Here is a 25,663-nt window from a genome sequence, read left to right as displayed (position 1 = left end):
CTATTTCCCCCACAGCTCCTGTAGCCGCCTGTCCCGTCCGCATCCCTGCCGATAGAACTTGTACCGAATCGGATTTTTCCGATAATAATTCTGATGGTACTCCTCGGCACGATAAAAGGCGCCGGCAGGGACAACCTCAGTGGCTATCTTCCACCCGTGTATTTTCTGCAACCGGTCTTTCGATTCCAGTGCTGCCGCCTTCTGCTGTCCGTCGTGGTAAAAAATGGCGCTCCGATACTGTCTCCCCGCATCGCAGAACTGCCTGTTTACCGCCAGCGGGTCTATATTGTGCCAGAAAATGTAGAGAAGCTTTTCATAACTGATCCTGGCTGGATCGTAGACGATCTGTACCGCTTCGGCATGTCCGGTCCCCCCAGCAGAGACCTCCTCGTAGCTCGGATTTTTCGTCTGCCCGCCCGTATAGCCCGCCGTCACCGAGACAACCCCATCCTGCCCCTCGAAGGGTGGCTCCATGCACCAAAAGCACCCGCCGGCAAAGGTCGCCGTGGCAAGCAGGGTTCCCGGCAGGGGAGCCGCCCCCGACTGCCGGGCTGCCAGCGAGGGGACTGCCGTGCCTAAACCGATCAGAAACAGGATACCGAACAACACTCTCTTCATCACTCGAACCTCCTTCGGCTGATCAGCCGGTGAACCCCACGATCAAAGCAGCTTCCCGGCGCGAAGGAACTCGCCGATCATCCGCCAGAACTCCTGCCAATCCGGAGGACAATCGTTATGCGCACAGGCAAGCCCGACCAATCGCCCATGCCGGGAAAGCCGCGCCAGTTCGCTGCCGTGGGAAAAAGGGATAAGGTCATCGTGCCGGCCGTGCAGGATCAGGATCGGACCGGCAAAATCGACAACGGCACGCCGGTTGTCGAAGACGTCACGCACCAGAAAAGGGGGGAGGAAAAATCGCGGGGCAAAATCCCGCACAGAGGTAAAGGGTGACTGCAGAATCAGGGCTGCCAGGGGCCGCTTCCGGGCAAGGGCGCACGCCACGCCGCACCCCAGCGACCTGCCGAAACCGATGATCCGCCCGGCATCCACGTCGCTTTGCACTGCCATCGCATCGAACGCCGCAACAGCCGCTGCAAGAAGGCTCTCTTCGGACGGGCTCCCGGTCGATCTCCCGTAGCCGGGATACTCCACCAGCAGCACTCCGCACCCCAAGGCGCGGAAGCCTTCCGTCTGTTCTATCAGGAGATCGATGACCTCGCCGTTGCCATGGAAGAACAGAACAACAGGCTGCTTTTTTCTGCCGGGCATGTCCTTTGCCGGCAGAAACCATGCCTCGAGTTTGCCCGTGGATGTCTCGAACCAGAGCGGAACGCGGTCCGGCGAGGGTTCAGGGGAGTGTTGACCGACCTTGATGCTTTGACCGGGGTAGAGGAGAGTCCGTTGGGCGAGATAGAGCAAAAGCGCATAGCAAGCATATCCGGCAACAACGATTCCGGCCACTCTCCAGACGTTGAACTCCATGACGCTCCACACCCCTTGAAGGCGAGTACCTGCCCGGACTCATTCGACGTACTTTGGCAATATCCTTTATGAAATCATAGTTCATGATGCACCGAAATCAACTTGGAGGGAACTACTTTTATTACCGTGCGCTCATTTTATTTTCATCGATCCCTCACAGCTCATGGCAATAGCACCCGACCTATCGAGTATGTTTACCTGCCACGTCATTGTTCCGTGCTATAATTACTCCATGGAGAGGAGGTGGAATATATGAACATCTTCGATTATGCCATCAGGATAGAAGCAGAGGGGAACCAGCTGTTCCAACGGCTAGGCCATGAAACGACCAATAACGAACTGAAGAGGATCTATGGACTTCTTGCCAGTGCGGAACAGGAACATATCGGGACCCTGGAAGCCATGAAAAGGGAAATCGATCCGAACGATGCCGAGTCGAGCCTGGTGGAACGTGCCTGGCAAGTCAAAAGCGGCTTCAGGAAACTGCTGGAGAGCAGTGACGTTCTGCACGAACTGAAGGACGACCCTGACGGATTCTGGCACATCGTCAAGGCCGAAGAAGAGAATATCAAGCTGCTGGAGGGCATGGCTGCTGCCGAGCTGAAGGATGAAGCCCGTGTTCTTCTCTCAAAGATCGCCGATGACGAAAAGAAACATCTGGAAATCATCGAGGGGATCTACGAATTCATCGAAACGCCGCATACCTATCTGGAATGGGGCGAATTCAGCAATCTGCACCCCCTGTGAGGTGCGCGGACGAAAGAAAGGGTGGGGGAGATGAATCTTCTACGGTAAGCGGTCACCAGCGTGGCCGCTTTTTGTTTCCCCTCCCTCGGAGCATGAACGGTTTCCGTTCGATCACGGCAGGATTGTCCCCCCGGAGACTCCTGCTATACTTGAGATCTGCAATCCACGACGCACAGGAAGGCCATGGACAACACGGAAAGCGAACAGGAGCCCATCGATCTCCCCATAGACGGGGTTCTCGATCTCCACACCTTTCTCCCACGCGAGATCGGCCAGCTTCTGCCTGCCTATCTTGAGGAGTGCCGCCAACGAAAGATCCTGCAGGTCCGGATCATTCACGGCAAAGGGACCGGGACCCTGCGGCGGACCGTGGCGGCGCAACTGGACCGGCTTCCCTTTGTCAGGGGCTATCGGCTCGGCGACGAGACCAGCGGCAGCTGGGGTGCCACCATAGTCGACCTGGCCCCCCCTGGAACAGACATATCACCGAAGGAAGGACCCGACGATGGAAGAACGCCTCACCGATCTTGAGATCCGCTATACCCACCAGGAGCGTACCATCCAGGAGCTGAGCGATGCCATGTTCCGTCAGGAACTGAAACTGGAACAGCTTCAGACCGAGGTGCGCCAGCTGCGGGAACAGCTCATGATCGTCAGCCCCTCCATGGTGCGAAGCCCCGAAGATGAGGAGCCGCCCCCGCACTATTGACCCCTCTTCCACGGTCGAAGCGCCAGCACGAAACCCAGCCCGCATCTCCTGCCGGAGATGCCAAATCCCGTTTTTGTGTTAGAATGGGTCAATGAAATGCCCGGACCGGGCAACATCAGACCTGGAGGTTACCATGGCCACAATGGAACGGATGGATGGCATCTTCCCTTCACTGGAGGATATCCCGCCGCGATTTCGGTTCTCCGAGCCGATCCGGCAGCGGGAATACCTGTCAGGAGGAGAGATGCTGCTCTGGGACGGCCCGGTTCAGGAGGTCCGTTCCCCGCTCTGCATCAGGACCCCCCAGGGTCTCGAACAACAGACCATCGGCTCCTTCCCCCTCATGACGGAGGATGCCGCTCGCCAGGTCCTTGACGCTGCCGTGAAGGCTTACGATCACGGGCGCGGTACATGGCCGACCATGGCCGTTGCCGACCGGATCGAGCATATCCAGCGTTTTGCCCTGAACATGCAGGAGCGGCGTTCCGAGGTGGTCAGGCTCCTCATGTGGGAAATCGGCAAGACGCTGCGCGACGCTGAAAAGGAGTTCGACCGGACCGTCGCCTATATCGCCGACACCATCGATGCGCTCAAGGACCTGGACAGGGCCTCTTCGCGGTTCACCATCGCCGACGGCATCATTGGCCAGATCCGCCGCGCCCCTCTCGGCGTGGCCCTTTGCATGGGTCCCTACAACTATCCGCTGAATGAGACCTTCACCACGCTGATTCCAGCCCTGATCATGGGAAACACCACCATCCTGAAACCTCCGCGGCATGGGGTCATGCTGTTCCAGCCGCTTCTGGAAGCCTTTCACAAGTCATTCCCCCCAGGTGTAGTCAACACGGTCTATGGCGCCGGCAGGATCGTAACTCCCGCCCTGATGGGGACGGGAGAGGTGGATGTCTTCGCCTTCATCGGCACCAGCAAGGCTGCCAACCTCCTGCAGAAAGCCCATCCGCAGCCCCACCGCCTCCGGCTGGTACTCGGCCTGGAGGCGAAGAACCCGGCCATCGTCCTCGCCGACGCAAACCTGGATCAGGCCGTGGAGGAATGCCTGGTGGGGAGCCTCTCTTTCAATGGCCAGCGGTGCACAGCGCTCAAAATCATCTTTGTCCACCGGCAGGTGGTCGATGCCTTTATCGCCAAATTCGCCAATGCCCTCGCGCCGCTCGGCTGCGGTATGCCCTGGGCGCCGGGAGTCACCATCACGCCGCTGCCCGAAGAGGGAAAGCCGGCCTACCTGGCCGGGCTGGTGGAAGATGCATGCAGCCTCGGCGCACGGGTCATCAACGAGGGGGGCGGAACCACCATCGCCACCTTTTTCGCTCCTGCCCTGGTCTACCCGGTAAACGAACGGATGCGGCTCTATCGCGAGGAGCAGTTCGGCCCGGTGATCCCGGTCGTCCCCTTCGACAACCTGTCCGAACCGGTCGACTATATAACCGCAGCAGATTACGGCCAGCAAGTGAGCATCTTCGGCCGCGATCCCGAACTCCTTGCCAGCCTCATCGACCCCCTGGTCAACCAGGTCTGCCGGGTCAACCTCAACAGCCAGTGCCAGCGCGGTCCCGACATTTTTCCCTTCACCGGCCGGAAGAACTCTGCCGTGGGAACCCTCTCCGTCTCGGACGCCCTCCGCTCCTTTTCCATCAGAACCCTGGTGGCGGCCAAGGAAAACATGGCCAACAAGGAGATCATCCGGGAGATCATCCGCGAACGGCGCTCCACCTTCCTCTCCAACGACTTCATCCTCTAGCCGCAGCCGAGAAACGAAACGAGCGGGGTCACCCCCGCTCGTCCGCACCTTCATCCGCCTGCTCACGTATCGATATTAATAGGGTAATACAGCATTGGGGAGGACCACCACCTGGTCGGTGTCGGTCCGGAACGCCAGGCCGATACCCAGGTCGATCAGGCTCGACGTGACACCGGAGATCCCGAGGATATCGGAGCTCCCCAGCAGCACATAGGTGTCCAGGTCGTAGGAATAAATGGTCGGGATCGTCCCGGTCAGGTAAAAGATGATCCGCCCCACCGGATCGGGAGCCACCAGGGTCGTTGCCCCCATGCCGGGGATGGTTGCCACCAGGGATGGTGTGGCGGGACGGGGATCGATGACCTGGCCGCTGGTGGCGTAGATGAAGGTGCCGTCGCTGGTGATGTCGACATTATAGCCCGAGATGAGGCTCTGAGTCACGTCGGTCACGGTGACCCCCGAGGCATCGATCGCCATCCGGTAGAAGCCGAACAGACTGGTTTCGTTGTTGTACCCGTAAAGTGTCGTTGGACTGCCGGCAAAGGTAATGACGTTGCTTCCCGTGGCTCCCGGCGTTACCGTCGTCCTGATAGCCCCGTCATCGTAAACCGCCACTCCGGCATGACGAGGGCTGACGCCGAGGACCTTGCGCGAAACCGCAACTGACCGGGGATTGCTGGGGAGCACGGCCATGTCGTCCACGTAGTAGGGGCCAAAGGTCGGATCGCTCCCTAGGGAGAATCGGATATCCGCAACCGGCGTTGCCGGCAGGAGATCGAGGCGTGCCACTTCGGCAGAACCGTCCAGGGCGACGTAGAGGTAGCTGCCATCGTCTGAAAGGGCGAGTTTGCCCGGTTCGCTGCCGACAAAGATATACGGGCCCACCGCACCGCTCACCGGATTGATCAACGCCACCGAGTTGCCGTTCACCCCTTCGCGGCTCGGCACCGAGGCGTAGATGTAGCCGTCAAAAGGGTTGTAGACCAGGTCGTTGGTGGCAAGGGTTATGGTAAATGCTGCGGGCGGTGGAGCGGAGGTACCGGAACCGCCGCATCCGGAAACGGACAACAGTAACAGTGCTGCAAGAAACAACCAACCGGCCTTCATCGCCACTCTGCGCATGCCGAGAACCTCCCCTGATCGGAATATCCGTATCCATTCATTCAATTCGGGCGTACAGGCTCCACCCGCCACGGGAATCCTTCCATCTGTGGAAACTCTATCCCTCCACCCCCCCATCGTCAAGACAGCATTTCGATAAGGATGTTCGCTTACTATCAAAATTCCGGTTATTGCGTACTCACACAACCCGTATTGCCGCCGTGACCGACAAACCCGGAATGGGGCAGGATCAGCGGTGGAGCCTGCAGCTTTCGTTGGTGCAGTCAGGTGAACGTCTCGGGAAATATCGCCGCAACCGGGCAAATGTCCGGTAGGCGGCACGGGCAAGGGGATTCAGCAGAGGATGGGTGATGAGCCGCCCGGCGACCCCAAGCAGGGTCGAGGCGGGAAAGGCCTGCCAGATGGCCCAGAACGCCTCGACGCCACGGTAGACGGCGCCATGGCTGTCTATGGCATGGAGTTCGGCCATAAAGGCCTGCAACGGGATTCCATGGGGAAGGGGATCGAAGGAAGGGATGCTGATATCGATAAATTCCAGCTTCCCCGCGCGGTCGCGATCGCGGTAGTGCGCCATCTCCCCAGCGCAGACAGAACAGGCGCCGTCAAAGAAGATCTTGAGCGGAAAGTGCGGGATAGCGGGCATGCCCCCTCCTGCGGTGCAGCCATGCAACAGCGCCGGAACCGGTTGACAGAAGCCTGGCCGGGGAAGCCCGGCGCATGAAATGCGAAGGGGCGGTCTTATGACCGCCCCTTCGCTTCATTCCCTATTTCTGCGACAGCCGGTGCACGCACTCGACCATGTGGATGGCGTTCTCCGGCGGGACCGTAGGGAGGATGCCGTGGCCCAGGTTGAAGATGTGGCCGGGCCGATCGGCGTTCTCCGCCAGGACCCGCTTCACTTCGGCCTCGATGACGCTCTTGGGGGCAAAGAGGACCGTCGGGTCCAGGTTCCCCTGGACGGCCATGCCCGTGCCGAGGATGTCGCGAGCCTTGCCGAGGTTGATATGCCAGTCGAGCCCCATCACGTCGCCCCCTGCCTGTTGCACGATGTCGAGCATGGTGCCGGCACCCTTGACGAAATGGATCACCGGGGTGTGGGTCCGGTTCAGGCCGTTGATCAGCTTGGTGGTGTAGGGCAGGACATATTTCTCGTAATCGGAAGGGGAGAGGACCCCGCCCCAGGTATCGAATACCTGGATCGCCTGGGCGCCGGCCTTGATCTGGGCGTTCAGGTACTCCATGTCCATCATGGTCACCTTCTCCATCAGGGCGGCGTAGACCTCCGGGGCCTCGTACATCATCCGCTTGATGGTTGCCCAGTCCTTGGACCCCTTCCCTTCGACCATGTAGCAGGCCAGGGTAAAGGGGGCGCCGCCGAAACCGATGAGCGGCACCTTGGAGGCCAGCTCGCGGCGGAGGATCTTGAGGGTCTCCAGGACATAGGGGACATCCGCCTCGGGATCGGGGATGCGCAGCCGCTCCACGTCCGCCATGGTCCGGACCGGGTTTTCGAAGACCGGCCCCGGCACGAAGTCGAGCTTGAGCCCCATCGGCTCCACCGGGGTGAGGATGTCGGAAAAGAGGATGGCCGCATCGACCCCCAGGATATCCACCGGCTGAATGGTTACCTCGGCGGCAAGCTCAGGGGTCTTGCAGAGCTCCAGAAAGGTGCATTTGGAGCGGACCCGCATGTAGTCCGGAAGGTAACGGCCCGCCTGGCGCATCAGCCAGACAGGGGTCCGGTCCACCGGCTTGCCCCAGCAGGCATCGAGAAAACGTGTATTCATTGATAGTCCTCCTTGGAAATTCAAAATCTTCACCACGGAGACACGGGGGCACGGAAAACCGCAAAAATCCTTTTAAGGGTTTGAAGCCAAAAGTTTTAAGGTTTTCTCCGTGTCTCTGTGTCTCCGTGGTAGGTTTTCAGTTTTTGCCTTGCGCTTTTTGCATTCTGATCGGCACATAGTTGCAGAACGGCTCCTCTGCCATGTAATCCCCATGGATCGCATCGGCCCTGGCCCGGCAGCCGCCGCAGACGTTGATGAACTCGCACTCGCCGCACTTCCCCTTGTAGGCCTTGAAGTTGCGCAGATCCTTGAAGATCTCCGAATTTTCCCAGATCTCGCGGAAGGGGGTGGTTTTCACGTTGCCGGCAGTGCGGTGGAAATAGGAGCAGGGCTTGACGTTGCCGAAGCAGTCGATCAGGCAGATGGTCTGGGCCGCGATGCACCCCTTGCCGCCGCCGGTGGAGAAGGTGAGGGAGCGGCGCTCGAACTGGATCCCCTCCTCTTTGGCCCGCATCGGCACCATCCGGTAGTAGTGGGGAGCACAGGTGGGGCGCATCAGGATGTCGTCCTCCAGCTTCTCCTGCTGGTAGTGCCACTCCAGGATCTCCTCGTAATCCTCCTTGGAGATCAGCTCGTTCATGATCTCCTCGCCGCGGCCGGTCGGCACGATCATGAACATGTACCAGGCCGTGGCGCCCAGGCCCTTCGCCACCTTGAAGGTATTGGCGATGTCATGCTGGTTCCGCTTGGTGAAGGAGGAGTTGATGAGAAACTTGATGCCATTGTTGCGGAAGTGTTCGGCGGCATTGACCACACCCTGGAAGGCGCCGGGGCACTGGCGGAAATCGTCATGCACCTCTGCGGTGGAACCATCCAGCGACAACGACACCATCTTGATGTCGGCCTTCTTCATTTTCTGGCAGACCTCGTCGTTGACCAGGGCTCCGTTGGTGGCCATGCACATGCGGAGCCCCAGCGAGGTGCCGTACTCGGCCAGCTCGAAGATGTCGGGCCGCAAAAGCGGCTCACCGCCCGAGAGGACCACTACCGGCTTGGAGAAATCGGCGATCTCCTTGAGGAGCTTCTTCCCTTCCTCGGTGGTGAAGTCGCCTTCGGAAGAGGTCATGTCCGAGGAACAGCGGCAATGGACACACTTCAGGTTACACTTTTGCGTGGTTTCCCAGGCAACCCATTTGGGGATGAATTCTTCGGCCATACACTCTCCCGGAATCAGATATCAGAAAATCCTACTATGAAAACATCCCAAAACTCAAGGCATTTGACGTTGTTTCTCATTAATCTGCTATTCGGCCATCTTCCGGTTGAAGGTCTGCACCGCGGCGACAAAGGCGACCAGCGCCGTCACCAGGAGGTTTACGGCATAGCCACCATCCACACCCCCCTGCAGGAGCGACTGACGGGCACCGGCAAAGATCGCCGTGGTCGGGACCAGCTTGATGAACGGCAGCAGCCCGGCAGGATAGGAGGAAAGGGGAAAAAAGATGCCGGACATGAAGACCAGCGGGACAATCACCACCGCCTGGATCCGGCCGATATTCTCCGGCTTGTCGACCATGGTGCCGCAGATGGTGCCGATGCAGGAGAAGATCATGGAGCCGAGCACAATGAAGAAGAGGTAGGAGGCCAGATTGGCCGCCTCCACCCGGAAGGAGGTGATCAAAAGGATCACCGCGGCCACAGCCAGCCCCTTGATCGCCCCCTGCATGAACCCGGAGAAGATCTTGCCGATGACGATGTCATAGACGGTGATCGGCGCGGTCCGGTACTCCTCGATGGTCCGCTGCACCCGACGGTGGAACCACATGCTCCAGGCGCTCTCGTCGAAGGCCGCGTTGATGGCGGTCATGGAGATCAGGCCCGGCGCAATGAAGACCGGGTAGGGGACCCCTTCGACCGTACCGATATACCCCTTCATGCCGATGCCGAAGGCAAAATAGAGGGTCAGCGGATAGGCGACCACCGCCAGGAGCTCCGAGAAGATGCTGCGCCGCATGACCCGCATGTCGCGGCGAAAGATGGGGAAGGCACCCTTTATCATGCATTGCCTCTGTCCGCGCAAAGCGGTTTTCCTGCGCTACAGATGCGGATCATTCCCGCACCTCCCGGCCAGTCAATTCGATGAAAACATCCTCCAGGCTCGGTTCACGCAGGCAGACCCCCTTCAAGTCATCGGTGCCGACCGCATCCAGGAGGGGTTTCAAAAACTCCTCGCCGCGCAGGGTGACACGCAGAGCTTCGCCGTTGCGAACCAGGGAGGTGACGAAGGGGAGCCGGCCGAGCTGTTCCGCGTAACGGTCCAGACCGGTGCGGAACTGCAGCTCGTAGCCATGGGCATGGGCAAAGCGCTCTTTCAGCTCACCGGCGCTGCCGTCCTCCAGTATCCGCCCCTTGTCCATGATGACGATCCGGTCGCACAGGGCATCGGCCTCGTCCATGTAATGGGTGGTCAGAAAGATGGTCATCTCCCGCTGCAGGTCCCGCACATAATCCCAGACCGCCCGCCGGGACTGGGGATCGAGGCCGGTGGTCGGCTCGTCCAGGAACAGGACCCGAGGCCGGTGCACCAGCGCCCTGGCGACCACGAGGCGGCGCTGCATGCCGCCGGAAAAGGTGTCGGGAAACTCGTGCTGCCGGTTCGCCAGGCCGGTCAGCTCCAGGAGGGCATTCACCTGGCGGCGGTAGTCGGCGCTGCGCATCCCGTGCATGCGGGCATGGAGTTCCAGGTTCTCCCTGGCGGTCAGGTAGCGGTCGAGGTTGTTTTCCTGGGGGACGACACCGATGAGTGCACGGACCTTCTTCGCCTCGGACAGGACACTGCACCCTTCGATGAAGGCCTCGCCCGTAGTGGGCCGGATCAGGGTGGTAAGGATGCGGATGAGCGTGGTTTTGCCGGCACCGTTGGGACCGAGCAGGCCGAAGATGCTCCCCTGGCGAACCTCCAGGGAGAACCGGTCGACCGCGGCAAGGCTGCCGTATGACTTGCTGACGGAACGGATATCCACCGACATATCGATCATGCTGCCACCGTCAGTGCTGCCCAGCGGCAGCACTGTTTCCGACGGCCTGCCGCGCACCCGCTGCCTCGTCCGCCGGAAGGTCCAGCGGGAAGAGGAGGGCAAAGAGGCTGCCGCGGCCGCTGGGACCCTCGGTCACCCAGACAAGGCCGTTGTGGGCGTCCATGATCCCCTTGACAATGGAGAGCCCGAGCCCCGACCCCTTGGACATGAACTCGGTCTTGCCGGAGGAATGGTAGGCGATGTCTCCCACCCCGTAAAATTTTTCGAAGATCCGCTGTCGCTCCTCAGCAGGGACGCCGATGCCGTTATCGCAGACATCGAGCCGGTAAAACTGCTCCACGGCAGGCAGGCCGGACGGAAAGGCGGGGTAGAACTCCTTGATCTGCAGGGCGTCACCCAGGACGTCCTCCCGGTCGACACAGCGACCGAGGATGATCAGTTCGCCACCGTCAGGGGTGAATTTTATGGCGTTTTCCATCAGGTTGCGGATCACCAGCTTGGCAAATCTCTCGTCCACCGGCACCGGCCGGTTGTCACCCAGGATCTGCACGTGGATCTGCCGCTTGGAAAGGGGGAGGCTGAAGGTCTCGTAGACCTCGCGGGAGATAGAGATCAGGTCGTGCGGATGCTTCTGGAGGACGATCCCCTTTGCCTCGATGCGGGAGATGGAGAGCAGGTCCTCCACCAGCTTCTTGAGCTGCAAGACCCCCTCGTGGACCGAGGAGAAAATATCGAGCTGCTCTTCGGTGAGCTGGAGGCCGCTGTACCTGAGCAGAAACTCGACCCCGCCGAGGACCGAGGTGATCGGGGTCTTCAGCTCGTGGGAGGCCATGCCGATGAAACTGTTCTTGGCCCGGTTGAGCCGGTCCAGCTCGATGTTTGCCAGTTTCACCTCGTGCAGGTTCTCGCGTAGCGCCTTGCGGCTCCGCTGCAGCTCGGCCGCCTTCTCCTTCATCTCGTCGTAAAGCATGTGGTTTTCGATCAGCACCGCTAGCTGGCTGCCGATGGAGGTGAGAAGAAAGACCTCCCGGTCGGTGAAGTTCTTTTCCGATTTGTGGGCCACCATCAGGACACCCACGACCTCCTGACCGATCTTGAGGGGCACCGCGCACCACGCATGGATGCCGATCTCGCGGGCAGCCTCGATCACCTCCTGCGGTAGCTCCTTGCTTGCCATTGCCTTGGCCTTGAACGGCTTGCCAGCCAGGACCTCGCTCACCCAGGGGGCGAAATTGAGCAGCTTCTTGATGGCGGGCTCGAAATGCTCGGAAAAGCCGAGCGACGCCTGGAGCCGCAGGGTGCCGTGATCCAGCAGGTGGATGCTGGAAAAATCGATCTGCAGCATGTTGTGGATCTGGAACAGAACGTTGTTGAGGATCTCCTTGGAATCGCGCACGGAATTGAGACGGAAGGCAACGGCGTAGAGGGTGAGGAGTTCCCGGTCGCTGACCCGTTTCTCCTCCTCCATCCGTTTGCGCCTGGTCACATCCTTGACGATATGGACCATCCCCTGGCTCTCACGGTCGGTGTTGTTCATGGGGCAGCTGGTAACGGTGAACCATGCCTGCAACGTGGGAAAACGGAGGTCCTCCATACCGGCGTTCTGGCGCCCCTCACCGATGAAGACATCCTCGTCGTGACCGATCTCCCCGTAAAAGAGGTCACTGATGTTCCGGCCGATGATATCCGGGTAATCCGCCTGGAATGCGTCGATCACCCTCCGGTTGCAACGGGTGATGGTCCCGTTGGCATCGGTTACCAGGATCAGGTCGGACACGGCATCGAACACCGCCTCCCACTCGATCTTCCCCTGCAGGATCGCCTGTTCCGCCCGATGGCGCAGCCGGCGTTCAGCTGCCTCGCGCAGCGCACGCTCGACCGTGGGAATCAGGCGGGGCAGGTTGTCCTTCATCAGGTAGTCCATGGCCCCGGCCTTCATGGCCGCAACTGCTTGGTCCTCGCCGATCTTGCCGGACACGATGATGACGGGAAGGTCGTCGTCGAACTTCTTGATGATCGCCAGAGCGGCCGGGGCGCTGAAACCGGGAAGCCGGTAATCGGAGATGATCAGGTCCCACGCCTCACCCGCCAGGGCTTCCCGCAGCCCCTTTTCATTGTCTACCCTGCAGGTATGCAGCCGATAGCCGGCAACGGCGAGCTGTTTCTCAATGAGGATGGCGTCCTCTTCGGCATCCTCGACGAACAGGATTCTGAGTTGTTCTGACATGTACTCCCTCGGTCCGGCGAGGCCGTCGAATGCGACGCCGGGAGATGGGCTAGGATTTGCCTGCAGCGGGGAAGAGGAGGAAGAAGGTGCTGCCCCGTCCCTCTTCGCTCTCCACCCAGATGTAGCCGTGATGTGCGTCCATGACCTTACGGCAGAAGGCCAGGCCGAGACCCGTGCCCCGAGTCTTCCCAGCCCGGCGGTTCTTGGCCTGGGCAAAACGGTCGAAGATAGTCTCCAGGGCATCGGCCGGGATACCGACGCCGCTGTCGCTTACCGTGATGAGCAAAAATGTCCCTGCTGTCGGCAACTCGCCCGCGCTATAGAGATGCGGGGTGATGCGCGAGACCAGCTCTTTCGGGTCATTGAGCATGGTGGCACGCAGGCCGACCGTGCCCCCTTCCGGCGTGAACTTGAAGGCATTGGACAAGAGGTTCGCCAGCACGCGTCCCACCTTGGCACGGTCCAGCTCGACCGGAACAAGCTTCTTCTCGACCTCCAGGTGCAGCTTCAACTGCGCCCTGTTGGCAACCGGTCGATAGCGGGCCTCGGTCTTCTGCAGGAGCACGAGCGGGTCTTCCGGGTTGTGGGTCATGGTCATCTTGCCGGCCTCGAACTTATGCACGTCGAGAAGGGTGTCGATCATCTCCGTCATCTCGGCACAACTCTCAACCGCAGACTCCAGGTACTCTTTCTGCTCGGAGTTCACCGGACCGAGCCGTGCTTCCCGCACCAGGTCGAGTGAGCCGACAATGGCGGTGATGGGAGACTTGAGGTCATGGGAGAGCATGCTCACGAAATCTTCCCGCTCCTGCTCCAATGCCTTCAGCCGCGAAATGTCGCGGATGATCTCCACCGAACCAAGCAGTTGACCGTCCTGGCCCTTGAGAGGAGTTGCACTGGCAAGGACCGGTACGCTCCCCCTCTTCAACCTGAGGTTGTAGGCGACATCCCGGCACGGTTCCGCCGTATGGAGAGCGACCATGCAGGGAAGCCGCTCAACCGGGATATCCGTGACCAGTACCTCCTGTACCTGCCGGCCGAGCAGGAATTCCCGGTCCAGACCCAGCTCCTCTTCCACCCGTTGGTTCACCGTCATCAGACGACCATCGAGGTCAACCGCGATGAGCAGATCGGCCAGCCCCTCCAGGATAGCCGCCACCTTCTGCTGCTCATGGGCAAGCTCTTCCTGAAGGCGGCGGTTTTCCAGGCGGGAGCGATTGAAGGCGATGGCACGGTCCACTTTCTTCACCGCATCCTCGCCGGAGAAGGGCTTGGCAATGTAGTCCACCGCTCCCTTCTTCATCGCCTCCACGGCAATGTCCTCGCTGCCATGGGCGGTCATCATCACCACCGCCACTTCCGGGAACTCCTTCTGTGCCCGAGCTAGAACCTGGATGCCGTTCATCCGCGGCATCTTGATATCGAGCAGCATCAGGTCGAAGGGCTGCCGGGAAAGGCACTCCAGTCCTTCTAAACCGTCACGAGCGCGCACAGTGCGATAGCCGGCATCTTCCAGCTGCAGCTTGAGGATCAGGCTGATGTCGGCTTCGTCATCAACGATCAGAATGGTATCACCCCTCATGGCTCTCCTCGCAGACCGGCACCGTAAAGGAAAAGACATTCCCCCCGGACTGGCTGTTTTCATAGTATATCCTGCCGTGGTGTCGCTCGACAATCTCCTTGCAGATGGCCAGCCCCAGCCCTGTTCCGCCTCGCGTCCCCATGTCGTCGCGCTCAATCTGCTGGAATTTTCGGAACAGCTTGTCCCGGTCCGCCCACTGGATCGGCCTGCCGCTGTCTGTTACCGAGATGGTGACGTAGTTGCCGACATGCACGGCGCTGACCACGACCACCTTCTGCTCCGGCGAAAACTTGACGGCATTGGAAAGGAGATTGGTGAGCACCTGGACCAGGCGGTCATGATCACCATACACCAGCGGCAGGTCGACCGGAACACTGTTGATCACGGTTATGCCCCTGGCCAGGGCAACCCCCTTGATCTCTTCGATGGCGTTCACCACTAGCTCGTTCGCCGATTCGGGACGTAATATCAACTCCACCCTGCCGGCCTCGATCTTGGAAATGTCCAGGATATCGCTGATGAGACGGCTCAGGCGGTCGCTATTACGCAGGCAGACGTTAATCAGTTCACGTTCGGTGGTGGTCAGCCATTTCCCCTTGTTCATGATGAATTGCAAGGCCCCCTTGATGGAGGTGAGCGGGGTCTTGAGCTCATGGGAAACCGTAGAGATGAAATCGGATTTCATCCGATCGACCTCTGCCTCGGCAGTCACATCCCTAAGCGACACCACGACACCGGCACGCTCTCCGCTGCACTCAACCAGTTGCGACACCGAAACCTGCAGTTGCTTGCCCTTGACATGAATGGTTCTCTCTCCCGCGCCACCCATCCCCTCCTCATCAGCCCCGACACTCTGCGCAAAGCGGATCAGCTCGGCAAACCCTTCCTGATCGGCCAGTTGGGTAAGTGAATGGCCGATAACCCGGCAGGGAACGATGTCGAAGATCTTCTGGGCTGCGGGGTTGAACCGGACAACGCACCCCTGACTGTCGACGACCACCATCCCCTCGGCCATGCAGGTAAGTACCGTCTCCAGCATGCCCATCTCCAGCTGCAGCTGGGAAGTCCGCTCAGTGACGATCTTCTCCAGCCGTTCATTCAGTTTCTGCAGATCGTCGGTCTTGGACTCTATGATTCTCTTCCGTTCAGCCAGGGTTTTCACCATGCTGTTGAACGAACGGGCCAGTTGGCCCACCTCGTCGGACGACGTCACCTCCACCTGCTGTTCCAGGTCCCCTGCCTCGATCATCCGTACACCCCTGGCCAGTCTTCTGAGCGGTTCGGCCAGCTTGCGCGAAATAACCACGGCAATCACCAAGAGCAGCATCATGGAGACCACCGCAGTATTGAGCACGTTCTGCTTGGTATTGTTCCGGATCTTCTGGTAATCGGCGGTCGATACGGCCACTGCCAGGGAGCCGATGAATCCTCCCCGGCCGTTCAAAATCGGCACATAGGAGGAGCGATAGGGCATCTCGCCGGTCTCTACCCTGCCATAATAGGCCTGTCCCGACTTCAGCTCCTCCATGATCTCCGGGGCAACACGGGTGCCGTTGATCATCTCCTGACGGCTGCTGCTGACAATGGTGGTATCGAACTGGCTCACCATTATCTCGCCTTTATCGCCGAACAGGCTACGGTACTGTATCGGGAGGAAATTGTCGCCGTTCAGGACATCGCCGGCAACCACGGCGCCGATGACCTTGCCGGTCGCATCGATCACCGGCAGGACCAGGGTCACCATCATGACCCCACCATTCACGCTCTGCAGCGGAACCTTTGCAGAACCCGCCTCCATGGAGAGCGCTTTCACGCTGACCAGTTCTGTGGAAACCACCGGCTTTTTTTCGCTGAACGCCTTGTCGAGAAGGTCCGGCATGGCGAAGCGTCCCACAGGCTCGGCAGTGTTGAGTCGGGCCAGGGTCATCTGGTCGGCATTGACGATGGAAAAGAGATCGAGGAAGGGGAGAATGGCCTTCCAGCGCTGCAGCGCTGCGGACAGCCAGATACGATCATCCGCCCGCAGGTGTTCCTGCATGGTTGGCGACGTAAGTTGCTGGCCGAGGGAATCCCGCACGGTTTCGGTACGTTCGTAAAAATGATGCTGCACGTACCCGAGCTGTTCCGCAAGCTCGGTGTCGATCTGCCTGACAACGAAACTGTCGATACTTACAAGGGTGGATACCAGCAGGATGGAAAAGGAGATGACCAGCAGAAAGAAGACCGCAAGGAGCAGCTTGGTGCGTATGCCGATGTATAGGTTCATGGCGGCGGCTCTCTGCCCTGCGGTGGCGGTTTACGGGATGTCTATGCGACGCATGGCACCATACGGCACGTCAATGGCGGGAAAATCGCTCAAACCCCTTCCGCCTTCAGATCGCGGGTCATGAGCTCTATCACTGCGGTCCGGGCAGATTTCCCCTCGTAAAGGACCCGGAAGACCTGTTCGGTAATCGGCATGTCGACACCATGGCGTTGTGCAAGCTGCCAGGTCGACTCGGTGGTTTTCACCCCTTCAGCAACCATCCGCATCTCGCCCAGGATCTCTTTGAGGCTGCTCCCCTGGCCGAGCTGTATCCCAACGGTCCGGTTTCGCGACAGATCGCCGGTACAGGTGAGCACCAGATCCCCCATGCCGGCCAGGCCGGCAAAGGTTTCCGCCCGTGCCCCCATGGCCAGGCCAAGGCGGGTGATCTCGGCCAGACCGCGGGTAATGAGTGCTGCGCGGGTGTTGCAGCCAAAGCCGAGTCCGTCCGCGATACCCGCTCCGATGGCGATGACGTTCTTGAGCGCCCCCCCCAACTCGACCCCGATGACGTCGGAATTGGTATAGACCCGGAAGAATCCGCAGGTAAAGGCTTGTTGCACCTTCTTCGCCACAGCCTCGTCGTCAGCCGCCGCAACAACGGCGGTGGGCATTTCGTACGCCACCTCACGGGCAAAGCTCGGCCCGGAAATGACTGAAAAACGGCTGAACAGGGCAGGGGGGAGCAGTTCCTCATAGATCTGGGAAACCGCCTGCAGGGTCCCCACCTCGATCCCCTTGGAAGCGCTCAGGATGACGGCATCGGGCGAGACAGCCGGCAACGCCTGCCGCAGCACGCCGCGCAGCACCTGGGACGGTACCACAAAGAGCAGCAGCTCCTTGCCCCGTACCGCCTCCTGCAGATCGTTGGTAAAGGTCAGGTTCGGAGCCAGGGTGATACCGGGAAGGAACAGGCGGTTTTCCCGCGACGTCCCCATCTCCAGGACAAGCTCCGGCTCGTAGGCCCAGAGCGTCACGCTATGCCCTTTTTTCGCCAGCAGATCCGCCAGGGTCGTCCCCCAGCTTCCCGCCCCGATCACTCCGATGTTCTGTTGCATGCGACCCTCACCTGCCGACAGCGGCACTGTTCCGGTTTAGTCCAGCCATTCGTCGTCATCCGCCTCGTGCGGATGTTCCCTGAGATCATACCCTTCGGCAAGCGCCTCCCGTGCCGCATCCATGCTCTCCAGCGCAAGCCGGCGCAGGAATGGATGGAAATGATACGGCATGGTAAAGGAGTTGAGACTGAGGGCCGTTGCCAGGGCTGTCTCCACCAGCAGCCGGTCCCGCCCGGTCCGCAGCAGCAGATCCGCAGTGAGAAACAACCGGCTCCTGATCTGCTCGATGGCCGGTCCGATCAGTTCCCTGCAGAACTGTTCCAGGATGGTCTCCAGCCCCTTTGCCAGCGCCTTCCGCTCACCTGTTTTCTCCAGAGTGCTCCATTCCTCGGCAAAATCATAGACACGGCAGGTAGCCATATACCAGCCGGCAAAATAGTCGTCGTCGAAGAGGTCGTCCGAGGCCACCACATGCTGGGTGGCGTGGGCCAGGGCATTCAGGTCGAAACCCGCAAAATCGGGAAGGTAGGGGGTCGGTTGCAGATCCTCGCCCAGGAAGATCCCCTTGAGGACGTAGAATTCCGGCGGCAACTGGAACATGGTGTCGCGGTTACGGAACAGGCCGTCCCGGAGGAGTTGCAGGGCGTAGGGGAGGGGAATCCTCACCAGCCCCTCTTCGGGGAGCCTTTCCCTGCTCAATTCGTCGAACTCCTTGACTGAGATGTTTCCTGCCCCCCACGCAGCCCTGATTCCCGTGGTTTCGTGGAGATGCAGGCAGATGAATGCCAACTGGCCGGTTCCCCGCCAGCGGGCAAACCAGAGCGTACGGTAGCCTGCCCCGTCCATCGGGCTGACCCACGCCACATGAAAGGGTGAAGGGTGGACCGGCACCGGGGGGGATGGTTGGATGCCGACAAAGGCGAGCCGTCGCAGACTGCGCCGGCAGAGTTCCCGGAGCGGCTCACTCGCGGCCGCCGCACAGGCAGAGAGCACGTCGGCGGAACCAGGCTCGCGGATCTTCCCCAGTGTCGCCACCGCTTCTTCAACGATCTCCGGCGAATCGACCCCGAGCAGGACCTCCAGCAGGGTCAGCACCCGTGGGTCCGGAACATGGGCCAGTTCCTGCACCAGGGCCAGTTGCATCTCCTGGGGATAGAGGAGAAAATCCTCCATGAAGATGATCAGCCCTTCCTCTCCCTGTTCCAACAGGCGGGGAAGGGTCTCGGACAGCGGTCCCTGCACCTCGTCCAGCAGGCGGGCAAAGGGCGGCAGGTTGATATCGATGCCGTATTCCTGGAGCGCGCCCAGAAGCGCGCTCTTCGCGGTGCTGTCCAGGTCTGTCCGGCGCAGGACGATCTGTATCAGCTGCTCAAGCCACGGCTCATCCTCGAAGAAGTCGAGGAGGTAGGCATACTTGGAGAGAAGCTCGGCATCGGTTTCCCGCCAGAGACTGCGGACCAGGGGAGAGAGGGCACGCTTGCCCGCACGTTTCAGGGCAAGACCGATCTCGTCCATCTCGTCGTAGGTCACGTTCTCCTTCTCCACCTGTTTCAACAGGCTCAGGATGCCGTGACGCTCCTTGAGGCTGTGATCCACTATTTTTCTGCGTCGTTCCATGCGTGCCATTCCGCAGCAGGGAAAGAGACCTCTTCTCCCTGCAGGCGACTCCTATTCTTCGTCGCCTTCGATCGGCTCGATGACGTCCAGCTCATCATCGCCTGTTCCGGCTTCGTCGCCTTCATCCTTCTCCGCCAGCTTGGCAACGGCAACGATCCGCTCCTCGGGCTCGGTTACCATCAGGCGGACCCCCTGGGTATTGCGGCCGATGATGGAGAATCCCGACACCGGAACCCGAAGGATCTTACCCTGATCGCTGATCAGCATCAGGTCGTTCTCGTCGGTCACCTGCTTGATGTCCACCACGCAGCCGTTCCGCTCGGTGGTCTTGATGGTGATGACCCCCTTGCCGCCGCGGCTCTGGGTACGGTATTCGGTAAGCTCGGTCCGCTTGCCGAAGCCGTTCTCGGTGACGGTGAAGATGGTCGAGGCACTGAACGCCTCGTTGATGATCTCCATGCCGATCACCACGTCGTCCTCTTCCAAGGTCATCCCCCGAACTCCGCGGGAGACCCTGCCCAAGGGACGGGCATCCTCTTCCTTGAAACGGATCGATTTGCCGTGTCTGCTGGCGAGCAGCACGTCCTGCTTGCCGTCGGTGAGCGACACGGCAATCAGCTTGTCGTTGTCGTCAAGGTTGACGGCGATGATCCCGCCGACGCGGATGTTTGAGTATTCGCGCAGCGGGCTCTTTTTCACCACGCCGAGGCGGGTGGCCATCATCAGGTAGCGGTCCTCGCTGAACTCCTTGACCGGCAGGATCGCCGTGATCTTCTCGCCCGGATTGAGGTTCAACAGGTTGACTATCGCCTTGCCGCGGGTGGCGCGCCCTGCCTCGGGGATTTCATAGACCTTCAGCCAGTAGACCCTGCCGGCATCGGTGAAGAACATCATGAAGTCCTTGCTGGAGGCGATGAAGAGATGTTCGACGAAATCCTCTTCCTTGGTCTTCATCCCGGTCTTTCCTTTACCGCCGCGCCGCTGGGCGCGGTAAAGGGTCACGGCGTTCCGCTTGATGTACCCGGTATGACTGATGGTGACCACCATGTCCTCTTCGACAATGGTATCCTCCAGCGAGATCTCGGCAGTCTGGCCGACGATCTCGGTCCGCCGCTCGTCGCCGAACTTCTCTTTCAGCTCCAGAAGCTCTGCCGTGATGATCTTGAGGATTTCCTCCTCGGAGGCGAGGATCTCCTTTAACCGGCCGATGTATTTGAGGATATCCAGGTACTCCTGGATGATCTTGTCCCGCTCCAGGCCGGTCAAACGCTGCAACCGCATCTCCAGGATCGCCTGGGCCTGCAGCTCGGAGAGCCGGACCGGACCCTCGAAATTGGCCGGCATCGGGATGTCGAACCGCTTGAGGAAGTCGGGATCGGCAAACCGTCCTTCTATCAGCCCCATCTTTGCATCGGCAGGGGTAGGTGAGGAACGTATCAGCTCTATCACCGCATCCAGCCAGTCGAGGGCTATCTTGAGGCCTTCCAGGATATGGGCCCTGGCCTCGGCCTTTTTCAGATCGAAGATGGTGCGCCGGGTGACAATCTCCCGCCGGTGGTCGATGAAGTAGTTGATCATCTCCCGCAGGGCCAGCACCTTGGGCCGGTTGTTGACAATGGCCAGCATGATGATGCCGAAGGACGACTGCATCTGGGTCTGCTTGTAGAGGTGGTTGAGGATAACCTGGGGGTTCTCGTCCTTCTTCAGTTCGATGACGATCCGCATGCCGTCGCGGTCCGATTCGTCCCGCAGGTCGGAAATCCCTTCCAGCTTCTTCTCCTTCACCAGTTCGGCGATCTTCTCGATCAGCCTGGCCTTGTTCACCTGATAGGGGATCTCGGTCACCACGATGGACTGGCGCTCGGTCTTCTTGTGGGTTTCGACGATGGCTCTGGCCCGCATCTGCACGATACCGCGGCCGGTGGAGTAAGCGGAGAGAATCCCTTCCCTGCCGTAGATGAAACCGCCCGTGGGGAAATCGGGACCGGGGATGTGGCCGAGCAGTTCGTCGAAGGTGAGATCGGGGTTATGGATGACGGCAATGATCCCGTTGATCACCTCGGTCAGGTTGTGGGGGGGGATGTTGGTCGCCATGCCGACGGCAATGCCGGCCGAGCCGTTGACCAGCAGGTTGGGAAACTTAGAGGGGAGAACCAGCGGCTCGCTGAGCGAGTCGTCGTAGTTCGGCCCCATGTCCACCGTCTCTTTGTCCAGGTCGGCAAGCAGCTCATGGGCGAGCTGGTCCATGCGGATCTCGGTGTAACGCATAGCAGCAGGCGAGTCACCGTCCACAGAGCCGAAGTTACCCTGACCGTCCACCAAGGGGTAGCGGAGGGAAAAATCCTGCGCCATCCTGACGATGGTGTCGTATACCGCCGAGTCGCCGTGGGGATGATACTTACCGATGACATCACCGACGACGCGGGCCGATTTCTTGTACGGCTTGTTGTAGTCGTTCCCCATGTCGTACATGGCGTAAAGACAGCGCCGGTGCACCGGCTTCAGTCCGTCGCGGACATCAGGAAGGGCCCTGCCGATGATGACCGACATGGCGTAGTCCATGTAGGACCGTTTCATCTCGTCTTCGATATTAACGGAAATCTTGTTGTTGTTCTGGTCGAGCATGTAGTGTCCTTTATGCGGAAATCACTGAATCGCGCTGCTGCCACGTACTTCAGGAAACCCCATTACCGGCGGTTGCCGGAAGCCCCGCTCTTGTGGCGGCCGGTAAGCAGCAGGTTAAATATCCAGGTTCGACACGTTCAGCGCATTCTGTTCGATGAACTCTCGGCGCGGTTCCACCTGGTCTCCCATGAGGATGGTGAAGATTTCCTCCGCCTCCACCACGTCCTCGATCTTGACCTGCAAGAGCACGCGATTCTCCGGGTTCATGGTGGTTTCCCAGAGCTGTTCCGGGTTCATCTCGCCAAGGCCTTTATAGCGCTGGATGTAGAGCCCCTTTTTGGCATTTTCCAGGAAGAAGGTGAGCAACTCCTCGTGGAAGCCGGTCTCCAGCAGGGTCTTGTTCTCATTGGCAACAGACGCCGTGCCGTCACCCAAAAGCTCCTTTACCCGGTTGTTATGCTCCACGAGGATTTCATACTCGTGGGAATTGAAGACCTCCAGGGTGTGCATGTCGATGGCAACCCGCAGGTTGCCCATGCGGCAGATGATCCGCCCCTCGGAAACCGCAAAATCGAAATCCTCGTTGTGCACCTTGACCAGTTCCAGGGCGGGCGCCAACCCCTCCAACTCCTCACAGCCGCCGATGACCCCGTGCTCCAGGAGCAGACGGAGGAGTTCCTCGTTCACCCCTTTGCGCACCACCTTGTCGAACAGGCTTTTCCGCTCAATCAGCTGCCTGAGGATGGGAATGATCTGCTTGCCGCGGTAGGTCTTGTCCACACCGGCCAGGGTCAGCGTCATATCCTCGGTTCCCTCGTCCAGAAGGTAATTCTGCAGAGCCGCCTCGTTCCGGAGGTAGAGCTCCTTCTTGCCCCGCTTCACCTTGTAAAGCGGCGGCTGGGCAATGTAGAGATGCCCCCGCTCCACCAGCTCCGGCATCTGGCGGAAAAAGAAGGTCAGGAGCAGGGTCAGGATGTGCGAACCGTCCACGTCGGCATCGGTCATGACGATGATCCGGTTGTAGCGGAGCTTTGCGATGTCGAAGTCATCCTTGCCGATGCTGGTCCCCAGAGCCGATATGAGGGTCCGGATCTCCTGCGACGACAGCATCTTGTCGAAACGGGCCTTCTCCACGTTGAGGATCTTTCCCTTGAGCGGCAGGATCGCCTGATTTTTGCGGTCTCTCCCCTGCTTGGCAGAACCGCCGGCAGAATCGCCCTCGACCAGGTAGAGCTCGCAGAGCGCCGGATCCTTTTCCTGACAGTCGGCCAGCTTGCCGGGAAGGTTCCCCACTTCCAGGGCCCCCTTGCGCCGGGTCAGGTCACGGGCCTTGCGGGCCGCCTCGCGCGCCCGGGCCGCCTCGATGGATTTCTCCAGGATCCGCTTGGCAATGGCAGGATTCTCCTCCAGGTAGACCGCCAGCTTCTCGTTCATCAGGGTCTCCACATACCCCTTGACCTCCGAATTGCCGAGCTTGGTCTTGGTCTGTCCCTCAAATTGCGGCTGAGGAATCTTGACGGAGACGACCGCGGTGAGCCCTTCCCGCAGATCCTCGCCCGAGATGGCCACCTTTGCCTTGCTCAACAGGTTGTTTGCATTGGCATAGGTATTCATGGTCCGGGTCAGTGCGGCCCGGAAGCCGATGAGGTGGGTGCCCCCCTCATGGGTGTTGATGTTGTTGGCAAAGGTAAAGACCTTTTCATCGTAGGAGTCGTTATACTGAAGCGCAATCTCCATGTCGACCCCCCCTTTTTCGCCCCGGAAATAGATCGGTTTGGGATGGAGCGAAGTCTTGTTCCTGTTCAGGTACTCGACAAAGGAGATGATCCCCCCTTCGTAAAAGAACTCATGGCTCTTGTCCGCCACCCGTTCGTCGGTGATCTTGATCTTTACCCCGGCATTGAGGAATGCCAGCTCCCGCAGGCGCTGGGACAGGACGTCGAAAGAGAATTCCGTGGTTTCGAAGATCTCCTCGTCGGGGAAGAAGGTGATCTTGGTGCCCCGTTTCTTGGTTTCACCCGCGTCCTCCAGTGGGGCCAGCGGCTCGCCGCGGCGGTAGGACTGGCGGAAGAGCCTGCCGTTGCGGCGGATCTCCAGCTCCAGCCGCCGGGAGAGTGCGTTCACCACCGAGATACCCACACCGTGCAAACCACCGGAAACCTTGTAGGAGGTGTTGTCGAACTTGCCCCCTGCATGCAGCACGGTCATGACGACTTCCGCAGCCGACTTCCCCTCGGTGGGATGGATGTCGGTGGGGATGCCGCGGCCGTTATCCACTACGGTCACCGAACCATCCACATGGATGGTCACACTCACCGCGTCGCAGTGCCCGGCAAGGGCTTCGTCGATGGAGTTATCGACGACTTCGTAGACCAGATGGTGCAGACCCTGGGCCGAGGTGGAACCGATATACATCGCCGGCCGCTTGCGAACCGCGGACAGCCCCTCAAGAACCTTGATCTTATCGGCACCGTAATCGTTGACGTTCGTATCTGTCATTGCAACTCCTGTCTTTGCACGCTCCCCTGTTTCACGTGAAACGTGCGCAATGTCTCATGTTCTGCAAACAACCCGACCTGATCCAGGCTGGTCGTGGTGATAAAGACCTGCATGCCGCGCTGGGTGAGAAACCTGACCAGATTGGCCGTTCGTTGCCGGTCCAGTTCGCTGGTCATGTCGTCCAGCAACAGCACGGGCGGATGGCCGTTAAGCTTTCGAAGATATTCGATCTCCGCCATCTTGAGAGCCAGCACATAGCAACGCTGCTGACCCTGGGATGCTGCATGTCGCAACGGCTTGCCGTTCAGGGTAAAGGCAAGGTCGTCGCGGTGCGGGCCAAGGAGAGTGGTCTGCTGCAGCCGTTCCTGGTTTTTCACGCCGGCCAGCGCAGCCAGAATCCTGGCGCTGTTGTCCGTTTCATCGGCAGAGTAGCTTACCTGGGAACTCCGGTATGCAATGGTTGCCCTGTCCATCGTACCAGTTATTTCCCGGTACAGAGATGAGAGCAGGTCGCCGATCCGTGTCAGGTAATCGACCCGTTGTGCTGCCAGGCGGCCGCCTGCCATGGCAAGCTGTTCGTTCCACGGCTCAAGGGCGGATGAATCGCCGCTGCGCAAGAGCGAGTTGCGCTGCTTCAATATCCGCGAATATTCATGGTGCTGGGTCAGGTAATGGAGATCCCCGGCGAATATGGCCCGGTCGAGATAGCGTCGCCGCGAGTCAGGAGCTCCCCTGACCATCAACAGCTCTTCGGGAGCAAAGAGAACAACCGTAAGTATGCCGAAAAATTCAGCCACCCTGGTGACTGTTTTCTGATCGATCCTGACCTTCTTGCTCCCTTTTTCCAGGAGCAGTGCTAGCTCATGCCTTGTCAGATCATCCGTGACAGCACCCCGGATCAGGGAAAATGGGGTGTCCCAGGCGATCAGATCGCTGTTTCTGGCATGCCTGAACGACTTCAGCGTACCGAGCAGAAAGATCGATTCCAAGAGATTCGTCTTCCCTTGGGCATTATCTCCATACAGGATGTTGAAACCCTTACAAAATTCGAGGGTCGTGGCATCCAGGTTGCGAAATGACTGGACCGAAATTTTCGTGAGAATCAT

The 25,663-nt window shown here is 59.9% G+C and carries 20 protein-coding genes; 4 read left to right on the top strand and 16 right to left on the bottom strand.

All coding sequences use genetic code 11. The annotated features are described in order from the left end of the window. Together msrA and GJT30_06935 are read right to left on the bottom strand one after the other, a co-directional pair. Positions 1-618 carry a peptide-methionine (S)-S-oxide reductase MsrA gene (gene msrA, locus GJT30_06940; GenBank protein MSM39341.1) on the bottom strand — a complete coding sequence of 206 codons (618 nt, stop codon included), beginning with the start codon at positions 616-618 and terminating at the stop codon, positions 1-3. Between the two features lie 42 nt (positions 619-660). After that, positions 661-1,482: an alpha/beta fold hydrolase gene (locus GJT30_06935; GenBank protein ID MSM39340.1), complete on the bottom strand. Its 822-nt coding sequence runs from the start codon at positions 1,480-1,482 to the stop codon at positions 661-663. Positions 1,483-1,734: 252 nt separating this feature from the next. Here GJT30_06935 and GJT30_06930 point away from each other — a divergent pair, with 252 nt between their 5' ends. From GJT30_06930 to GJT30_06915, 4 genes are all read left to right on the top strand, one after another. After that, the gene (locus tag GJT30_06930; GenBank protein ID MSM39339.1) at positions 1,735-2,229 is read left to right on the top strand and encodes a ferritin; all 495 of its coding nucleotides are present in this window, start codon (positions 1,735-1,737) and stop codon (positions 2,227-2,229) included. A 183-nt stretch (positions 2,230-2,412) separates the two neighbouring features. After that, positions 2,413-2,760 (top strand): DNA mismatch repair protein MutS, encoded by a 348-nt coding sequence (locus tag GJT30_06925; protein ID MSM39338.1) that lies wholly within the window; start codon positions 2,413-2,415, stop codon positions 2,758-2,760. After that, positions 2,735-2,938 (top strand): SlyX protein, encoded by a 204-nt coding sequence (locus GJT30_06920; GenBank protein MSM39337.1) that lies wholly within the window; start codon positions 2,735-2,737, stop codon positions 2,936-2,938. Before GJT30_06925 ends, GJT30_06920 begins: the two co-directional genes overlap by 26 nt. 133 nt (positions 2,939-3,071) lie before the next feature. Next, complete coding sequence (locus GJT30_06915; GenBank protein MSM39336.1) at positions 3,072-4,697, top strand: aldehyde dehydrogenase family protein; 1,626 nt, start codon at positions 3,072-3,074, stop codon at positions 4,695-4,697. A 75-nt stretch (positions 4,698-4,772) separates the two neighbouring features. Here GJT30_06915 and GJT30_06910 read toward each other — a convergent pair whose 3' ends face one another. The 14 genes from GJT30_06910 to recF all read right to left on the bottom strand — a co-directional run bounded on the left by GJT30_06910 (position 4,773) and on the right by recF (position 25,663). Next, positions 4,773-5,819: a hypothetical protein gene (locus GJT30_06910; protein MSM39335.1), complete on the bottom strand. Its 1,047-nt coding sequence runs from the start codon at positions 5,817-5,819 to the stop codon at positions 4,773-4,775. Positions 5,820-6,048: 229 nt separating this feature from the next. After that, positions 6,049-6,462 carry a DUF393 domain-containing protein gene (locus tag GJT30_06905; protein ID MSM39334.1) on the bottom strand — a complete coding sequence of 138 codons (414 nt, stop codon included), beginning with the start codon at positions 6,460-6,462 and terminating at the stop codon, positions 6,049-6,051. A 121-nt stretch (positions 6,463-6,583) separates the two neighbouring features. Continuing rightward, a complete protein-coding gene (locus GJT30_06900; GenBank protein MSM39333.1) occupies positions 6,584-7,606 on the bottom strand; it encodes a uroporphyrinogen decarboxylase in 1,023 nt (340 codons plus the stop codon). A gap of 136 nt (positions 7,607-7,742) precedes the next feature. Further along, a complete protein-coding gene (locus tag GJT30_06895) occupies positions 7,743-8,822 on the bottom strand; it encodes a radical SAM protein (protein MSM39332.1) in 1,080 nt (359 codons plus the stop codon). 87 nt (positions 8,823-8,909) lie between these two features. After that, positions 8,910-9,665, bottom strand: a complete 756-nt coding sequence (locus tag GJT30_06890) for an ABC transporter permease (GenBank protein ID MSM39331.1) — start codon at positions 9,663-9,665, stop codon at positions 8,910-8,912. Between the two features lie 49 nt (positions 9,666-9,714). Then, complete coding sequence (locus tag GJT30_06885) at positions 9,715-10,644, bottom strand: ATP-binding cassette domain-containing protein (protein ID MSM39330.1); 930 nt, start codon at positions 10,642-10,644, stop codon at positions 9,715-9,717. Between the two features lie 10 nt (positions 10,645-10,654). Then, a complete protein-coding gene (locus tag GJT30_06880) occupies positions 10,655-12,871 on the bottom strand; it encodes a response regulator (GenBank protein ID MSM39329.1) in 2,217 nt (738 codons plus the stop codon). 49 nt (positions 12,872-12,920) lie between these two features. Then, positions 12,921-14,453, bottom strand: coding sequence for a response regulator (locus GJT30_06875; protein ID MSM39328.1), 1,533 nt, complete (start codon positions 14,451-14,453; stop codon positions 12,921-12,923). Continuing rightward, positions 14,443-16,719: a HAMP domain-containing protein gene (locus tag GJT30_06870; protein MSM39327.1), complete on the bottom strand. Its 2,277-nt coding sequence runs from the start codon at positions 16,717-16,719 to the stop codon at positions 14,443-14,445. Before GJT30_06870 ends, GJT30_06875 begins: the two co-directional genes overlap by 11 nt. Before the next feature lie 89 nt (positions 16,720-16,808). Next, positions 16,809-17,816 (bottom strand): NAD(P)H-dependent glycerol-3-phosphate dehydrogenase, encoded by a 1,008-nt coding sequence (locus GJT30_06865; GenBank protein ID MSM39326.1) that lies wholly within the window; start codon positions 17,814-17,816, stop codon positions 16,809-16,811. Positions 17,817-17,852: 36 nt separating this feature from the next. Next, the gene (locus tag GJT30_06860) at positions 17,853-19,433 is read right to left on the bottom strand and encodes a HEAT repeat domain-containing protein (protein MSM39325.1); all 1,581 of its coding nucleotides are present in this window, start codon (positions 19,431-19,433) and stop codon (positions 17,853-17,855) included. Positions 19,434-19,484: 51 nt separating this feature from the next. Next, positions 19,485-22,058, bottom strand: a complete 2,574-nt coding sequence (gene gyrA, locus GJT30_06855) for a DNA gyrase subunit A (protein MSM39324.1) — start codon at positions 22,056-22,058, stop codon at positions 19,485-19,487. Between the two features lie 114 nt (positions 22,059-22,172). Beyond that, positions 22,173-24,557, bottom strand: coding sequence for a DNA topoisomerase (ATP-hydrolyzing) subunit B (gyrB, locus tag GJT30_06850; protein ID MSM39323.1), 2,385 nt, complete (start codon positions 24,555-24,557; stop codon positions 22,173-22,175). Next, the gene (gene recF, locus GJT30_06845; GenBank protein MSM39322.1) at positions 24,554-25,663 is read right to left on the bottom strand and encodes a DNA replication/repair protein RecF; all 1,110 of its coding nucleotides are present in this window, start codon (positions 25,661-25,663) and stop codon (positions 24,554-24,556) included. The genes gyrB and recF overlap by 4 nt, the downstream gene beginning before the upstream one ends.

This window comes from Geobacter sp., assembly GCA_009684525.1.
In the GTDB taxonomy this organism is placed as follows: Bacteria; Desulfobacterota; Desulfuromonadia; order Geobacterales; family DSM-12255; genus Geoanaerobacter.
Note: the sequence above shows the minus strand (reverse complement) of the source record. Positions and strands in the feature narration are given on the sequence as shown.

What these genes read in the sequence shown, in the direction of transcription:
- GJT30_06895 (MSM39332.1), bottom strand. Translation starts at nt 8,822, where the DNA reads ATGGCCGAAGAATTCATCCCCAAATGGGTTGCCTGGGAAACCACGCAA.
- GJT30_06930 (MSM39339.1), top strand. Translation starts at nt 1,735, where the DNA reads ATGAACATCTTCGATTATGCCATCAGGATAGAAGCAGAGGGGAACCAG.
- GJT30_06915 (MSM39336.1), top strand. Translation starts at nt 3,072, where the DNA reads ATGGCCACAATGGAACGGATGGATGGCATCTTCCCTTCACTGGAGGAT.
- GJT30_06935 (MSM39340.1), bottom strand. Translation starts at nt 1,482, where the DNA reads ATGGAGTTCAACGTCTGGAGAGTGGCCGGAATCGTTGTTGCCGGATAT.
- GJT30_06885 (MSM39330.1), bottom strand. Translation starts at nt 10,644, where the DNA reads ATGATCGATATGTCGGTGGATATCCGTTCCGTCAGCAAGTCATACGGC.
- GJT30_06920 (MSM39337.1), top strand. Translation starts at nt 2,735, where the DNA reads ATGGAAGAACGCCTCACCGATCTTGAGATCCGCTATACCCACCAGGAG.
- GJT30_06925 (MSM39338.1), top strand. Translation starts at nt 2,413, where the DNA reads ATGGACAACACGGAAAGCGAACAGGAGCCCATCGATCTCCCCATAGAC.
- GJT30_06860 (MSM39325.1), bottom strand. Translation starts at nt 19,433, where the DNA reads ATGGAACGACGCAGAAAAATAGTGGATCACAGCCTCAAGGAGCGTCAC.
- GJT30_06890 (MSM39331.1), bottom strand. Translation starts at nt 9,665, where the DNA reads ATGATAAAGGGTGCCTTCCCCATCTTTCGCCGCGACATGCGGGTCATG.
- GJT30_06905 (MSM39334.1), bottom strand. Translation starts at nt 6,462, where the DNA reads ATGCCCGCTATCCCGCACTTTCCGCTCAAGATCTTCTTTGACGGCGCC.
- msrA (MSM39341.1), bottom strand. Translation starts at nt 618, where the DNA reads ATGAAGAGAGTGTTGTTCGGTATCCTGTTTCTGATCGGTTTAGGCACG.
- gyrB (MSM39323.1), bottom strand. Translation starts at nt 24,557, where the DNA reads ATGACAGATACGAACGTCAACGATTACGGTGCCGATAAGATCAAGGTT.
- GJT30_06870 (MSM39327.1), bottom strand. Translation starts at nt 16,719, where the DNA reads ATGAACCTATACATCGGCATACGCACCAAGCTGCTCCTTGCGGTCTTC.
- GJT30_06875 (MSM39328.1), bottom strand. Translation starts at nt 14,453, where the DNA reads ATGAGGGGTGATACCATTCTGATCGTTGATGACGAAGCCGACATCAGC.
- GJT30_06865 (MSM39326.1), bottom strand. Translation starts at nt 17,816, where the DNA reads ATGCAACAGAACATCGGAGTGATCGGGGCGGGAAGCTGGGGGACGACC.
- gyrA (MSM39324.1), bottom strand. Translation starts at nt 22,058, where the DNA reads ATGCTCGACCAGAACAACAACAAGATTTCCGTTAATATCGAAGACGAG.
- GJT30_06910 (MSM39335.1), bottom strand. Translation starts at nt 5,819, where the DNA reads ATGCGCAGAGTGGCGATGAAGGCCGGTTGGTTGTTTCTTGCAGCACTG.
- GJT30_06900 (MSM39333.1), bottom strand. Translation starts at nt 7,606, where the DNA reads ATGAATACACGTTTTCTCGATGCCTGCTGGGGCAAGCCGGTGGACCGG.
- recF (MSM39322.1), bottom strand. Translation starts at nt 25,663, where the DNA reads ATGATTCTCACGAAAATTTCGGTCCAGTCATTTCGCAACCTGGATGCC.
- GJT30_06880 (MSM39329.1), bottom strand. Translation starts at nt 12,871, where the DNA reads ATGTCAGAACAACTCAGAATCCTGTTCGTCGAGGATGCCGAAGAGGAC.